Source organism: Methylomonas koyamae (genome assembly GCF_006483455.1).
GTDB lineage: Bacteria > Pseudomonadota > Gammaproteobacteria > Methylococcales > Methylomonadaceae > Methylomonas > Methylomonas koyamae_B.
Map to the genome: position 1 here is coordinate 1 of NZ_PPPU01000049.1, position 14,431 is coordinate 14,431.

General features: G+C 51.9%; 12 protein-coding genes. 10 read left to right on the forward strand and 2 right to left on the reverse strand.

What is annotated here, in order from left to right; translation table 11 throughout:
- The first annotated feature begins 363 nt into the window (after window positions 1-363).
- The 4 genes from modA to lnt all read left to right on the forward strand — a co-directional run bounded on the left by modA (window position 364) and on the right by lnt (window position 4,511).
- Window positions 364-1,128, forward strand: a complete 765-nt coding sequence (gene modA, locus C2U68_RS18610) for a molybdate ABC transporter substrate-binding protein (protein ID WP_140913972.1) — start codon at window positions 364-366, stop codon at window positions 1,126-1,128.
- Window positions 1,129-1,187: 59 nt separating this feature from the next.
- Window positions 1,188-1,616 (forward strand): molybdopterin-binding protein, encoded by a 429-nt coding sequence (locus C2U68_RS18615; RefSeq protein ID WP_140913973.1) that lies wholly within the window; start codon window positions 1,188-1,190, stop codon window positions 1,614-1,616.
- 33 nt (window positions 1,617-1,649) lie between these two features.
- Window positions 1,650-2,825, forward strand: coding sequence for a molybdenum ABC transporter ATP-binding protein (locus tag C2U68_RS18620; protein WP_140913974.1), 1,176 nt, complete (start codon window positions 1,650-1,652; stop codon window positions 2,823-2,825).
- Between the two features lie 117 nt (window positions 2,826-2,942).
- Window positions 2,943-4,511, forward strand: coding sequence for an apolipoprotein N-acyltransferase (gene lnt, locus C2U68_RS18625; RefSeq protein WP_140913975.1), 1,569 nt, complete (start codon window positions 2,943-2,945; stop codon window positions 4,509-4,511).
- A gap of 173 nt (window positions 4,512-4,684) precedes the next feature.
- On the opposite strand, the gene C2U68_RS18630 is transcribed toward lnt, so the two are convergent.
- Both C2U68_RS18630 and C2U68_RS21320 read right to left on the reverse strand, forming a co-directional pair.
- Window positions 4,685-5,569: a LysR family transcriptional regulator gene (locus C2U68_RS18630; RefSeq protein WP_140913976.1), complete on the reverse strand. Its 885-nt coding sequence runs from the start codon at window positions 5,567-5,569 to the stop codon at window positions 4,685-4,687.
- Window positions 5,562-5,711, reverse strand: coding sequence for a hypothetical protein (locus tag C2U68_RS21320; protein WP_186289667.1), 150 nt, complete (start codon window positions 5,709-5,711; stop codon window positions 5,562-5,564). The genes C2U68_RS18630 and C2U68_RS21320 overlap by 8 nt, the downstream gene beginning before the upstream one ends.
- 14 nt (window positions 5,712-5,725) lie before the next feature.
- Between C2U68_RS21320 and C2U68_RS18635 the strand changes: the two genes are divergently transcribed.
- The 6 genes from C2U68_RS18635 to C2U68_RS18655 all read left to right on the forward strand — a co-directional run.
- Entirely contained in the window at window positions 5,726-6,304 is a 579-nt protein-coding gene (locus tag C2U68_RS18635) for a beta-class carbonic anhydrase (protein WP_140913977.1), read from the forward strand.
- Window positions 6,305-6,908: 604 nt separating this feature from the next.
- On the forward strand, window positions 6,909-7,463 hold the full coding sequence (locus tag C2U68_RS18640; protein ID WP_140913978.1) for a PAS domain-containing protein: 555 nt from the start codon (window positions 6,909-6,911) through the stop codon (window positions 7,461-7,463).
- A 43-nt stretch (window positions 7,464-7,506) separates the two neighbouring features.
- Window positions 7,507-7,644: a hypothetical protein gene (locus C2U68_RS21325; protein WP_186289668.1), complete on the forward strand. Its 138-nt coding sequence runs from the start codon at window positions 7,507-7,509 to the stop codon at window positions 7,642-7,644.
- Window positions 7,645-7,754: 110 nt separating this feature from the next.
- Complete coding sequence (locus C2U68_RS18645; RefSeq protein WP_140913979.1) at window positions 7,755-11,021, forward strand: chemotaxis protein CheB; 3,267 nt, start codon at window positions 7,755-7,757, stop codon at window positions 11,019-11,021.
- An 18-nt stretch (window positions 11,022-11,039) separates the two neighbouring features.
- On the forward strand, window positions 11,040-13,304 hold the full coding sequence (locus tag C2U68_RS18650) for a putative bifunctional diguanylate cyclase/phosphodiesterase (RefSeq protein ID WP_140913980.1): 2,265 nt from the start codon (window positions 11,040-11,042) through the stop codon (window positions 13,302-13,304).
- Between the two features lie 474 nt (window positions 13,305-13,778).
- On the forward strand, window positions 13,779-14,431 hold a 653-nt coding region (locus tag C2U68_RS18655), incomplete at its 3' end, for a CmpA/NrtA family ABC transporter substrate-binding protein (protein ID WP_140913981.1).

The following is a 14,431-nucleotide window of genomic DNA, read 5'->3' on the forward strand; positions in this document are numbered from 1 at the left end:
AGTTCGCATAATGTATATTATGTAAAATAATATGGAGTTACCAGCAAGCATAGCGGTGAGAACTGCCGAAAGCCCATGACGTGCTCAATTTGAGCAGTGCACTTTCCAATCTGACTTGACCCTTGAGGTTACCGTTTGATTGTTTTGGGTTAAGAAACAAGTTATCAACGGTCATTTAATCTCGCCCCTCCGCATTCCTGTATATAGTGGAATCTACGTAGCAAAACACAGGATGTAGTTAATGCTCGTCTTTGCAAAAGCTTGTACGGTATTGTCATTCGAACAGGAGACCAATCGCTCGTTATTTACAATTGTATATAACGGTATACACTACAAAACATGTTCGGATTAAGGAGATTTGACATGTTTTTTTCTGTAAATAGCAGACTTACGACGTTAGCTGGTCTATTGGTTATCAACACAACCGCACAGGCCGAAACGGCTTTAGTAGCGGTTGCGGCAAACTTCACCAAACCAATGAACGAAATTGCCCAAGTATTCGAAAAAACCAGCGGGCACACGGCGAAATTGTCATTCGGGTCATCGGGGAAATTTGTCGCACAATTCGAGAATGGCGCACCATTTGAAGTTTTCTTGTCCGCCGATGACAAGAGCCCGCTGAAACTCGAGGAATCCGGGCTAGCCGTGTCCGGCAGCCGGTTCACTTATGCTGTAGGCAAGTTGGTGTTGTGGTCGGCAACGGTGGATTTTGTGGATTCCCAAGGTCAAGTTTTGAACTCGGGCAAATTTAAACATATAGCACTGGCCGACCCTAAGTTGGCACCTTACGGTGCCGCGGCGATAGACACTTTAACAAACCTCGGACTGTTGGATAAGCTGCAACCCACGTTCGTGCATGGCGAGAATATTGCCCAGACATACCAATTCGTCAGTAGCGGCAATGCTGAATTGGGATTCGTTGCCCTTTCCCAAGTTATGGAAAACGGCAAGATCGGCTCCGGTTCGGGCTGGACCGTTCCGACCAATCTTTACAAACCAATATTGCAAGATGCCGTTTTACTGAACAACGGCCGCGACAATCCGGCTGCAAAAGCCTTGTTGGAGTTCCTTAAAACCGCTCCCGCGCGAGCAATTATCGAAAAATATGGTTACTCGTTACCGCAGTAGCCATGACGCCCTCCCCCTCTTATCCCCCTCTTAGCTAACAACTTAAACCAGGACTCATTATGAAAACCAGTGCACGTAACCAATTTAGCGGCAAAGTCGAACAAGTGTTGATCGGCGCAGTCAATGCCGAGATTTACCTGAGCTCGAAAGGCGGCGCCACCATCGTCGCGTCGATTACCAAAGAGTCGGTGGCAACGCTCGGAATCGAAGTCGGGGTAGAAGCCATCGCGTTGGTGAAAGCCCCGCAGATCATCGTCGTCACCGATTTCGGCGGCTATAAAGTTTCCGCTCGTAACCAGCTTGCCGGAACCGTAATGGCCGTCAAACCCGGCGCAGTCAATTCCGAGGTCGACATCGAACTCGGCGGCGAAGAGATCGTCGCGGCGACAGTGACCAACGACAGCGTCGAAAAGCTAGGACTAACTGTAGGCCAGCCGGCTACTGCGATATTCAAAGCCGGCGCCGTTATTCTTGCCGTGCAAAGTTGATCGAGTTTTAACACGGTTGAGGCTAAGGCGATTATGTCGTTGGACGTAAATGTAAGGTTACGGCGCGGCCATTTCGAGTTGGCTACGCAGATGTCGATAGACGATGCCAGCGTCGGTTTGCTGGGCAAGTCCGGCGCCGGCAAAAGCACACTTCTCAACCTGATCGCCGGCACCTTGCAACCGCAAAGCGGCTATATCAGCTTGAACGGCAAAATTTTGTACGACAGCAAGAAAGGCATTTTAATGCCGCGCGAGCAACGCCCGATCGGAGCGGTACTGCAAACGGATTGCGCCGACAGCACCGAAACGGTGCGCGATACCCTGCAGGCAACCTATTTTCGTACCTTAAAACAACGCCGTTTGTTCAAACTCGATTACCTGATCGACCTGTTGGAGTTGGGCGGAATTCTGGATAATCCGCTGCAACTCCTATCCGGCGGCGAGCGGCAGCGGGTGGCATTGGCCCGCTCCCTGTTTAAATCACCGAAATTGCTGCTGTTGGACGAAACTTTTGCGACGATTGGCAAGGCTTATCGGATGCAGTTGCTGCCGATACTGAAGCGATTGTTGGACGAATTCGGCCTAACGGTGTTGTACGCCAGCCAGTCGGTCGCCGAAATCATCGAACTAACCGACCAACTGGTGGTGCTCGAACACGGCCAAGTCATGCGCAGCGGTTCGCTGCGCGACATCGCCAAACAACACGGTGCGTTGCGTTATCTAGGCATCCGCCAGATCGACAATATTCTACCGATCACCGTCCGCCACCACGACTTTCAGGGCGGTAGCAGTCTGGCCGACAGTGCCGGCGCCACGTTGGTATTGCCGCTCCGCCCGAACTTGGAGGTCGGCAGCCAAACCCAGATATCTATCCGCGCTAACGATATTGCGCTTTCCCGCGCTTATATCGACGGGATTTCGATCCAGAACCAACTCAAAGGCCGCATCTGTGCCTTGATTCCGAACGGCGAAAGCTTGATCGTACAAATCGATTGTGGCGGGACCCTGTTGGCGGAGATCACGCCGGGCGCCTGCGCGACCATGGCTTTGCGCGAAGGCGACGTTGTCTATTGCTTGATCAAAACCCACGCCATCGTCTATCTGGCCGAGCTGGACCATCTGCCCTACCAGCGCGTCATCAGCCATGGCGACGGCTACTTTTACATGAGCCCGGCCGCCATCGAGCCATTAACGTTTCCCGCGAGTTAACGTAAAAGCGGCGAACGGGTCCAACCCGCCAGCGCCTCTCTTCCCGCAAACCGAGCGGACTGCCAACCGCTATCGGTTACAATCGACGCTTTTTAGCGGCAAACGGCATAGATAGATATGAGGCAGGCTTTTCGATCGCCATGGTGGCTGCCGGTGTTATCCGGCATTTTCATCGGTACCAGTTACATCCCCTTCCCGCCTTGGGCCTCGTTGTTCTGTTTCGTCCCGCTGTGGCAATTCTGGCAAAGCCAGGACAAGCTACGACCGGTGCTGCTAAGCGGGATATTGACCAGCTTTATCTATACGATGATCGGCTTCAACTGGGTGACTTACACCCTGCACGAATTCGCCAACGTCAATTGGCTGGTTGCCGCGATCGGTATGCTGATTTTCGCGGCGTTCGGCCATTTGTTCGTCCCGATCGCCGGCTTGGCCTGGTTTTACGCTCGCCGCAGCCTGGGCGCCAGTCGCGAGTTATCGTTGGCTTTGATGGCGATTCTGACCGCCTTGGCCGAATTTTACGTGCCGATGCTATTCAAATGGAATTTCGGGTATAGCTGGTACGGCGCCGGCTTGCCGCTCTACCAATGGGCGGAAATCGTCGGTTTCGCCGGTTTAAGCATGCTGACCGTACTCGCCAATTTGGCCGTGCTGTATGCCTGGCAGCAGCGCGGGCAACGCGCGGGCAAAACCGCAGCCGTCGCGATCGTGCTCGGCTTTGCCGGGCTGAACGCCGGCGGACTATGGCTGACAAACCGGTTGCCGGCCGCCGACGATGCATTGGACGTGCTGCTGGTGCAAGCCAACATCGGCAACCTGCAAAAACAGTCCATGGAACACGGCAAAGGCTATCGCGCGGAAATTTTGACCCAATATTTTCAGGCCACCGATGCCGGTTTGGCCGACAACCCGGACGTCGACTTCGTGATGTGGTCGGAAACCGCCTTCCCTGCCCTGTTGGGCGGCGAATACAACCAAGCGCAGTACGCCGATCTGTTACAACAGTTTGTGCGCAACCGGCAATTGGCTTTACTGACCGGGGCTTACGCGAAGGACGAGCATAATGCCATCACCAATTCCTTGTTTGTGATCGACGAAACCGGCACGGTCACCGAGCCGCACTACAGCAAAACGATCTTATTGGCTTTGGGCGAATACATTCCGTTCGCAGACGTGTTTCCCTGGCTGAAAACTGCATTGCCTATGGTCAGCCAATTCGGGCGCGGACCGGGACCGACCTTGTTGCTGCGCTTGAACGGTTTCGATATTGGGCCGCAAGTCTGCTACGAAAGTCTATTCCCGGAATTTTCCAAGGGGCTGGCCGATCTGGGAGCGCAGTTCATCGTCAACGTCACCAACGACTCCTGGTACGGTAGCTGGCAAGAGCCTTACCAACATTTATATATGACGCTGGCGCGGGGCGTGGAATTCAGGCGGCCGGTGCTGCGAGCCACCAACACCGGCATATCCACAGTGTCGCTAGCCGATGGTACGGTATTGCCGCTTTCGCCACTCGATACGAGCTGGGCCGGCAGCTATCATGTGCCGTTCTCGAAACAACCGGCCAGCACGTTTTACCAACGCCATTTCCATCTGATGCCGGGCTTGTTATGGAGCGGACTGGTTCTGTTACTAATAGCCGGCTTGCGCGCCGGAGTTACAAAGCCCGGCGCAACTGTCACCTAAAACAATAACCGGCAGGCAAAAAAAATCCGGCTGTAAGCCGGATTTGAGAGGAGGAAGTTATTGCACTGAACATCTCTGCAATAACGCACATATTATCAGCAACCCCTTATATTAGGAATGCGGCATATTGTCACGCGACAAGTTGCCACATTGTCCGAAAGTACAAATAAAGCCTATTGCCCAAAATAAGCCAACAGAAAATTGATGAAAGTAGTCAACTTGGCCGGGTAGAACCGCCGCTGTAGATAGGTGGCGTAAATAGCCAATTCCGGCCGCCGGTATTCACGCAGAATTTCAACCAACTCCCCGTTTTGCAAATGCGGTGCGACCGATAAGCGCGGCGCCTGGACGATACCCATCCCCATGGCCGCCGCCTGGCACAAGGCCCGGCCGTTGTTGGAAGCCAGCATCCAATCGGATTTGATCCGTTTCAGCTCGCCGTTGACGTTGAACAACCAATAATCGCCGTGCGGGGTATCGACATAATGCAAGCATTGATGGCCGCTCAGCTCATCTATGGTTTGCGGACAGCCTTTTTCAGCCAGATAGCCGGGCGAGGCATAAGTCCCCAGTTCGGTTTCGGCGATCTTCCTCGCCACCACTCCCGGGTCCAGGGTGTCGGTGACGAGTAACGAGATATCGACGCTACCGACCCGCAAATTGGGCGGTTTGTTATCCAAGGACATCAGAATTTTGACTTCCGGATATTTTTTTAAGTAAGCCTCAATGGCCGGCACCATGTACATGCCGCCGAAATCGATAGGCGCACTGATTTTGATGGTGCCTTTTACCCGCTCCCCCAACTGGGCCGTCGACGACTCCAGATCGGCCAAATCCTCCAGCAACTGTTTGCTGCGGTGGTAATAGGCCTCTCCGGCGCTGGTCAAACTCATGCTGCGGGTAGTGCGATGCAAGAGCACCACCCCCAACGAGGCCTCTAACTGGGCGATATATTTGCTGACCATCATCGTCGACAGTTTCAGTTCTTTGGCAACCGCGGAAAACGTGCCCAATTCGACGATACGGCAGAACACCCGCATATTATTGAATTTATCCATCGCCCTGCTTTTTATAAACCTGAGGTTTATATTTTATAAACTTTTCTGCGTCTTTAAACCATATTCCGGCTTCGTTAAAATTTACCCCGGAGATAGTTGTTACACCGTCTGGTTCGGCAGTTTCGGCCAGACGTTTTTTCACCCACCGAGGTTTTTATGAGCAAAATTCACAACGAAGTACTCCTAGCCAATCGCGAATACGCGTCCAGTTTCGATAAAGGCGGCCTGGCGATGCCGCCCGCCCGCCAATTCGCCATCCTGACCTGTATGGATGCCCGCCTGGACCCGGCCAAATACGCGGGTTTAGCCGAAGGCGACGCCCACGTGATCCGCAACGCCGGCGGTCGCGCCAGCGACGACGCCATCCGCTCCCTGGTCATTTCCTATAAATTGCTCGGCACCAAGGAATGGTTCGTGATTCACCATACCGATTGCGGCATGGAAACCTTTACCAACGACATCATGAGCGATTTGCTGGCCAGCAGCCTGAAAACCGCCAGCGTCGACGCCAGCGGCTGGCACGATAGCGGCGACGGTCCCGGCTCGACCGACGGTAAATACATTAATTGGCTGACCATCAAGAACCAGGCCGACAGCGTGCTGGAAGACGTGAAACGTATCAAGGCCCACTCCCTGGTGCCGAGCGATATTCCGGTTTACGGCTACGTCTACGACGTCAAAACCGGACGATTGCTTGAGGTACCGGAAGCCACTGCCGCCGGCCAAGCCAGCTAAGATTTCCAGTACGCTAAGCAATTGAAGATAGCAGTTATGCAACTGCTATCTTTCACTGCATTTCTTGGTAAAGCCCGAGCCAAATCAGGCAGGCCGCGCCAGCTCTCATCAAATAAAATGGCTGATCGCGTTCTTCAGCCGCCATTTGTCTGGAGTATTCTGCCAAGTGGGCACTCTTCCGCAGTCTTGGCCAGATCTCGGCTCATCGCTTCCGTTTACGACTTCAGATATCTATGCGTTTGCCGTATTTCCAAGGCTTATCCAGATATTGTTCTAGCATCACCCTTTATTCTTGTGCGACCGCGCCAGAGAGAGTCAACCAAGACTCTACAAATTCGTTAAAAGGTAACCGGGCGCACCCGCTTCAACTGACCGAGGCCGCTATTTTTTCAATAAGCCCTGCCGATCTCAGTCACCGCGGTATTGGCTTTCGTGAAAACTGGTAGCCGAGCCAATCCGCCAACCGCAGCCTACCGAGCTGCGCGGAACAATCAGACAATTCGGCACTCTTAACCGGGCTCGATTGTAAGATTTGGGCAATCTGGTAAGCTTCCTGAACAATCACACACTGGAAAGCGTGTTTCATTACACTAGGAGCGTTGCAATGGCGGAATATCTGCACAAAATTAAAGGTCTGACCGAAAACATCATTGATTTCACGCCGGAAGAAATCAGCCAGATCACCCCGGATGAAATTCAACGGATTTTTTACGATCTGCAGATTCATCAGATCGAGTTGAAGATGCAGAATCAGGAATTGATTAGCGCTCAGGAAGAACTCACCCGCTCACGAAACAACTACCACTATCTGTTCCACCAACTGCCGGTGGGTATCGTCATTGTGGGTGCGAACGGTTTTGTCGAGCAGGTTAACGACACGCTATTGGAATGGCTCGGTGTCTCGAAAGGTCAGCTGGTCAAAAAGCACTTGTCTTCGGTGATAGTCGATGAGGATAAGGTGTTGTTCAATTCGCGCTTCGACAGTTTTTTCAAGAACCCCGAAGGGAAATCAATTGCACTGAGCCTGAAAGCCAAAAAAAACATGCCGCTAAAAACCAAAATGTCGGGCAAGAAAATTGGCGAAAACGAAACATCTGCACCTACGCATACTCCCGGGCAAGCCTTGATCATTACCGTAACGGATCTCGATGATCTGTAACGTCCGGTCCGACTTCCCTGTTGAACCGGTCGGCAAACTTCGAATGTCTGCGAAAACGGATTTGGTAACTAAGCCCACTGATAACGCCAAGTTGGGTTCCCACGGTGTCGAAGGCGGCTCCGGCATTCAATCAGATGCGGTTTTCGATGCTTGGGAGATAGGCGAATTAACGGTATTTTGACGTGTAACAGTAATTTGGTTCATGGTTGAGACTGTCGAACGTGGCGAGTTTGACATGAACAATCTATCTACAATGTATTCAATGCAGCCGCATAGACCCTCCGCGAACCGATGAAAAAACTCGACAAAGAAAATGACCAGCGATACGTAGTGGGTATCGGTGCCTCTGCCGGAGGTTTGGAAGCGATAGAAAGTTTCTTCAAAAAAATGCCGGCGGATACGGGGATGGCGTTTATTGTGGTTCAGCATCTATCGCCTGACTACAAAAGCTTGATGGTAGAACTACTATCCAAGCACACTCTGATGCCGGTGTTGCGAATCGAAGAAGGCATGAAAGTAGAGCCTAATCATGTCTACCTGATACCGCCACGTAAAAACCTGACGATTTTTCACGGCCATCTGCTGTTGAACAATCAGAACCATAGCAACGAACTTAATTTGCCTATCGATATTTTCATGCGCTCATTGGCGGAAGATGTCGGTGAATTCGCGGTTGGCATCGTCCTTTCCGGTACCGGCAGCGATGGCACGCGCGGAATTCGCGCCATCAAGGAGCATGGTGGCATGGTCATGGTCCAGGATGAAGAAAGCGCCAAGTTCGACGGCATGCCTCGAAATGCGATTGCGACCGGCCTGGTCGACTTCATACTGCCGCCGGAAGACATGCCCAAACAGTTGATGGCATTCGTCAAGCATCCATACGCCTTTCAGGATGCCAGCATCAATTCCGAGGACAGCGATCTCACCCGCATATTTGCCCTGTTGCGCGACAAGCACAAAGTCGATTTCACGTTTTACAAGCCCAACACCATCGTCCGCCGTATCGAACGTCGTATTACGATCAACCAATGTCGGGACCTCAAAGAATACCGCAACCTACTGGAAGAAAATCCCCAGGAAGTATCAACCTTATTTCAGGAATTGTTGATCGGTGTTACCAGTTTCTTCCGCGACGACACGGTGTTCGAAGAGATTCGGAGTAAATGGCTACCCCAGTTGGTGAAGTCAATCAGCAACAACGAAATCAGGGTATGGATTGCCGGCTGCTCCACCGGAGAGGAAGCCTATTCGCTGGCAATCATGCTGGCGGAATATCGGGAATATTCCGGCAATTTTTTCCGGATGAAATTATTTGCCACCGATGTCGATGCCAAAGCCGTGGAGAAAGCCAGTAGCGGCCTGTATCCGGAGAGTATCGCCGCCGATATACCCTCGCATTTGCTGGTGAAATATTTTTCACGCCGGGAAGACAGTTTTCAAATATCGCAATCCATCCGCGAGATGGTGGTGTTCGCCCAGCACAACCTGATTAAGGACCCGCCTTTTACCAACATTCATTTATTGAGCTGTCGAAATTTATTGATTTATTTACAGCCCATCCTGCAAAGAAAGATACTTGAACTATTCAATTTTTCGTTGGTGAAAGACGGCCTGTTGATGCTGGGCACCAGCGAATCGATTGGCGAGATGGTCGACTATTTCGACATGGTCAGCCCCAAAGGCAAGATTTACCGGGCTCGGGGCAAATACCGCAGCCTGGGTATTAGCAGTATCGATCCCACCCCGACACTGATAACGTCCTTCAGCAATACGTCGCCGCAATCCAGTCGTCACTTTGCCGGCCGTTATCAGGACGACAAAATTCTGGAACGCTTTTTTAACGCGTTGACCAAAGATCTGCTGCCGTTCACCATGATCGTGAATGAGAACTTGGAGATATCGCATATCTTCGGCGACGCGCAGCGTTATCTGACCTACCCCAGCGGCAAATTGGTCACCGACATTACCAAACTGGTCAGCAAGGACTTGGCCATTCCGATCGCTACCGGCGTGCGAAAAGCCCTGAAAAGCGGGGAAAACATCAGTATGTCCAACATTAAACTGCGCGAAAAGGACAAGGCGCGGACGCTGAACATTCACATCAGGTTGTTGCCCGGTCGCAAGAGCCAGGAAACCCTGATTGCGATTCTGATTTTCGAGGCCGATCATCACGCCACCCAGGACATCGGCTTCGTCGCCGATAATTTCGATATCAATCAGGACGCCGCGCAACGCATCAACGATCTGGAACAGGAACTGCAACTCACCCGGGAAAACCTGCAAGCCACGGTGGAAGAACTGGAAACCTCCAACGAGGAATTGCAAGCCACCAACGAAGAATTATTAGCCAGTAACGAAGAATTGCAGAGCACCAACGAGGAATTGCAATCGGTAAACGAAGAGTTGTATACCGTTAACGCCGAACACCAGAGCAAAATCACCGAGTTGACCATTCTCAACAACGACCTCGACAACCTGTTCAATAGCACCAATATCGGCATCCTGTTTCTGGATGAGAATCTGGATATCCGCCGCTTTACCCATAAACTGCAAAGCCTGTTTCATATTGTCGAAAACGACATAGGCCGGCCGTTCTTTCATTTGACTCATTCAATTCGCGACATCGATCTCGAGAATCTGATCAGTCAAGTGGTGGCAAAAAAGGTCATTTTGGAATCGGAAGTGCAAAACCAGTCTGGCAATTGGTTCTTCATGCGGATCATTCCCTACGCCGTTTCGGACCGGATCTATTCCGGGGTGATCCTGACGTTCGTCAATATCGATCTGCTGAAACAAACCCAGCAAAGTCTGCAACAACGGGCCGAATTGGAAACCCAGCGTCTGGCTAGCTTTGTCAATTATTCGCAGGATGCGATTACCCTTATGGACGAATCCGGCAAATTTATCACCTGGAATCGTGGCGCGGAAATACTGTACGGTTGGAGCGAGCAAGAGGCACTGCAAATGCACTTCGAAAACCTGGTAACGCTGGACGAGCGGCCAAGAATGCGTCGGGTATTCGAAAAACTCAAACAGGGCGAACAAGTTGCCCAATTCGACAGCAAGCGTGTAAATCGGAGAGGGGAAGTCATTGATGTTTCCGTATCTGCGACCTTGCTCTCTGCCCAAAACGATAGCGGACAAATCTTTGCGTTGACCGAACGGGATCTGAGAAGCCACTTGTTGATCGACAAACGCCATTGCATCAATTGCATTCAAAAGCTGGCTTCCATGCTTATGGATGTCAGTGAAGCCATTATTATCATCGATTTCGAGGGGCGTATCGTCGCCTGGAACAAGGGCGCGGAATCCCTGTACGGATGGTCCCAATCCGAAGCGATGGGCATGAAGTTCGAGAGCTTGATTCCGACCAGTCTGCGCGACGAAGCGTTTAACATGTTTCAAAGCATCATTTCCGGCAAATCGAGCTATCAGGTTACCCAGATCCAACGCCTGACCAAACACAAACAAGTGCTGGACATCACTATGATCGCATCGGTGCTCGGCTACCAAAACGGCGATACCATGCTGGTGGTCACCACAGAAAAACCGGTTTAACACCGCTCGGAAATCGGAATGGCGCAACTGGATCCCGAAACCTTACGTCGCCGAGCGGAAGCACTTCTGAAGGATTTACCCAACGGCCTGTACCCTGGGCAATTGGATGACGTCAAAGCTTTGATCCACGAATTGAACGTGCATCAAATGCAGTTGGAGATGCAAAACCAGACGTTGCGGGAAACTTATCAGGCGTTACTCCAAGCCAAAAATAATTTCAGTCTGTTGTTTGATCAAGCTCCTGCAGGGTATTTGAAGATGGACCAGCAGGGGCGCATTCTCAAGGCCAATCAGACACTACTCGACATGTTGGAGGTCAGACAGCAGGATGTTGAAGGCCATCACCTCAGCCGCTTCATTCACCCGGATGACGCCATCATCTTCAGTGCGCGCTACCCGGCGTTTTTCAGTAAGCCCGAGCATAAAACCATCGAATTGCGGCTACTGAAAAACCCGCGGCAAAGCATACCCGTGCAGGTTCAGTTCAATGCGCGCCAGATAAGCGAACTCGACGAGAGCGGCCAAGGGCGGCAATCGTTGTTGGTGATCGCGGTGGATGTCACTGACCGGCATCGTCTGGCAGAGGAGAAAGCACTGGCCGCCAAGGTATTTGAAACCAGCGAAGAGGCGATCCTGATCACCAACGACCACAAACAGATTCTCAGCGTCAACCAATCGTTCATCGATATTACCGACTATCAGCGTTCCGAAGTTATCGGCAAGTCGGTGGTTTCGGTGTTGTTTGCCGGCCAGAACCTCAAACTATTCGAGGTGATCTGGTCCAAGTTGATCAGCCACGACCGCTGGAAGGGAGAAGTGGAGCTTTATCGCCGTAACGGCAGTGCATTCACGGCCTCGCTGACCGTCAGTTGTAGCCATGATGCATTCAGAAAAATCAAAAACTGCATTGTGATGTTTTCCGATGTCACGCAAAAAAAATTGAACGACAGCAAGATCGAATTTTTGGCGCATTACGACATTCTGACCAAAATACCCAATCGCAGTTACTTCAACGAACTGCTGAACAATGCCATCTTGCACGCCAGCCGCTCGCGCGAGTCGCTGAGTGTTCTGTTTCTCGACCTGGACCGATTCAAACTGTTGAACGACACCTGCGGCCACCTGGCAGGCGACGTGCTGCTACAAAACGTCGCCAGTCGTCTGCTTGCCTGTATCAGAGAAACCGATAGCGTGTCGCGGTTTGCCGGCGACGAATTCGTGGTGTTGTTGACCCACTTCAAGGATCTGGATCATTGCCACTCCACCACCGAACATATCCTGCAAAAGCTGCTTCACGAATTGTCCCTGCCCCACGAAATCGGCAGCGTCCAATTTAACGCTTCCGTCAGCATTGGTGTTGCCCTGTTCCCTGCACACGGCACCACGGCGCCGGAGCTGATCAAAAACGCCGATACCGCGATGTATGCCGCCAAGGCCGCGGGGCGTAACCGCTACCGTTTCTACAACGATCAGATGCGTCAGCAAGCCATAGCCCGCAGCAGTATGGAGTTTGAGTTGCAGATGGCCGATTGGGAACATCAATTCCATTTGGTTTACCAGCCACTGGTCAATTTGGCCGATCACCGGGTCTATGGCTATGAAGCCTTGCTGCGTTGGCAGCATCCGCAACGGGGCGAGTTGAAACCCGACAGCTTTCTGGCTATCGCCGAAGACAATGGCATGATCAACTCGATCGGCGACTGGGTAATCCGAAACGCCTGTCAACAAGCATCGGTTTGGCGCGGGCGATGGCCGGATATACCGCTCAAAATTAGTATCAATCTGTCGCCTCGCCAATTTCTGCAGCCCGGTTTGTGCCGGGACATTCAAACATTGTTGACCAACTGCCACTTGGCTGGCGCCCAACTGATCCTGGAAATCACCGAATCCACCGCCATGCAAAACATCGGCGAGAGCATTCGGGTGATGCACGAATTGCGCGAACTCGGCATTTTGTTGAGCCTGGACGATTTTGGCACCGGTTATTCTTCACTGGCGTACCTGAAGAAATTCCCGCTCAATATCCTAAAAATCGATCAGTCCTTTGTGCATGAATTGGGTGCAGAGCAAGAGAATGCGCTGATCAAGTCCATCATTGATATTGGCAAGAACATGGACCTGCTGATCCTGGCGGAAGGCATTGAGAATGCCGATCAAGCCCAATTACTGACGCAATTGGGTTGCCAACTCGGCCAGGGTTATTTCTATTCGCCGCCGTTATCAGCGACTGACATCAAACTGCCGTTGGTTGGCTCCAGCACGCACAATACAGCCCCAATATAATCCAGGCCCGAGCCGAATTACCCGATTCCACGGCAGGCCCGCACGCCGGGCGCTCTTGGCAGGCCATGTTCAAGCAGTCTCCGTTTCGTTAAACCATGCCCCAGCATGGCCGGCAAGCAAGTCAGATTTGCACCAGTTTGACCACATTTGTTCGCACCATAGATGTGCGATTCGCCCAAACTGTTATCAATCCCACCCGCCTTTTAGCCTCGACACAATTCGGGTTTTCCGACTAAAGCCGGACAGGTAATTTTCAACGCATTGTTTTAACGGTTATTTTTTATTATTTTTCCTAAAAAATCAAAAATGGCACCCCGTTTGCTTAAGTCTTAATAACACCCAAAGCAGGGTTACTGTTTTAACCGCTCAATGTTGAGCAAACCGGACAAAGGCGTCCTGCACCCGATTCGATTAGGAATCGGGCTGCAGGCGCTTTTTTTTTGGCCCAGACTTTTATCGCTAACAGGAAACGACATGAAACCAGCCAAGAAACCCGCCCCCCAAAAACTGTTTGTCGCCGTCGCTGCCGCCATAGCAGTCGCCGGATTGAGTTTTTCGACTACCTTGCAGGCCGGCGCCAAACCCGAGAAAGAAGATTTGAAATTCGGTTTTATCAAACTGACCGACATGGCCCCGCTGGCTGTCGCCGCAGAAAAAGGTTTTTTTGAAGAAGAAGGCCTGTTCGTGCAATTGGAAGCCCAGGCAAACTGGAAAGTGGTAATGGACCGGGTTGTGAACGGCGAGTTAGACGGATCGCACATGCTGGCAGCCGCCCCCTTGGGCTACAGCGCCGGCTACGGCACCAAAGCCGATATCGTCGTGCCATTTAGTATGGGTTTCAACGGTAACGCGATTACTGTATCCAACGACATCTGGAAGCAGATGAAACCAAACGTGCCGATGGAAGGCGGTAAACCCGTGCATCCGATTAAAGCCGACGCTTTGAAGCCAGTGGTGGACAAATTTAAAGCCGAAGGCAAACCCTTCAATATGGCGATGACCTTCCCGCCAGGAAGCCACAACGTCAAACTGCGTTACTGGCTGGCGGCCGGCGGCATCAACCCCGGTTTTTACGCGCCACCGCAAGACACCTCCGGCCAAATCAATGCCGAGGCTTTATTGGCGGT

What these genes read in the sequence shown, in the direction of transcription:
- lnt (WP_140913975.1), top strand. Translation starts at nt 2,943, where the DNA reads ATGAGGCAGGCTTTTCGATCGCCATGGTGGCTGCCGGTGTTATCCGGC.
- C2U68_RS18630 (WP_140913976.1), bottom strand. Translation starts at nt 5,569, where the DNA reads ATGGATAAATTCAATAATATGCGGGTGTTCTGCCGTATCGTCGAATTG.
- C2U68_RS21325 (WP_186289668.1), top strand. Translation starts at nt 7,507, where the DNA reads ATGTCTGCGAAAACGGATTTGGTAACTAAGCCCACTGATAACGCCAAG.
- C2U68_RS18620 (WP_140913974.1), top strand. Translation starts at nt 1,650, where the DNA reads ATGTCGTTGGACGTAAATGTAAGGTTACGGCGCGGCCATTTCGAGTTG.
- C2U68_RS18640 (WP_140913978.1), top strand. Translation starts at nt 6,909, where the DNA reads ATGGCGGAATATCTGCACAAAATTAAAGGTCTGACCGAAAACATCATT.
- C2U68_RS18635 (WP_140913977.1), top strand. Translation starts at nt 5,726, where the DNA reads ATGAGCAAAATTCACAACGAAGTACTCCTAGCCAATCGCGAATACGCG.
- C2U68_RS18650 (WP_140913980.1), top strand. Translation starts at nt 11,040, where the DNA reads ATGGCGCAACTGGATCCCGAAACCTTACGTCGCCGAGCGGAAGCACTT.
- C2U68_RS18615 (WP_140913973.1), top strand. Translation starts at nt 1,188, where the DNA reads ATGAAAACCAGTGCACGTAACCAATTTAGCGGCAAAGTCGAACAAGTG.
- C2U68_RS18645 (WP_140913979.1), top strand. Translation starts at nt 7,755, where the DNA reads ATGAAAAAACTCGACAAAGAAAATGACCAGCGATACGTAGTGGGTATC.
- modA (WP_140913972.1), top strand. Translation starts at nt 364, where the DNA reads ATGTTTTTTTCTGTAAATAGCAGACTTACGACGTTAGCTGGTCTATTG.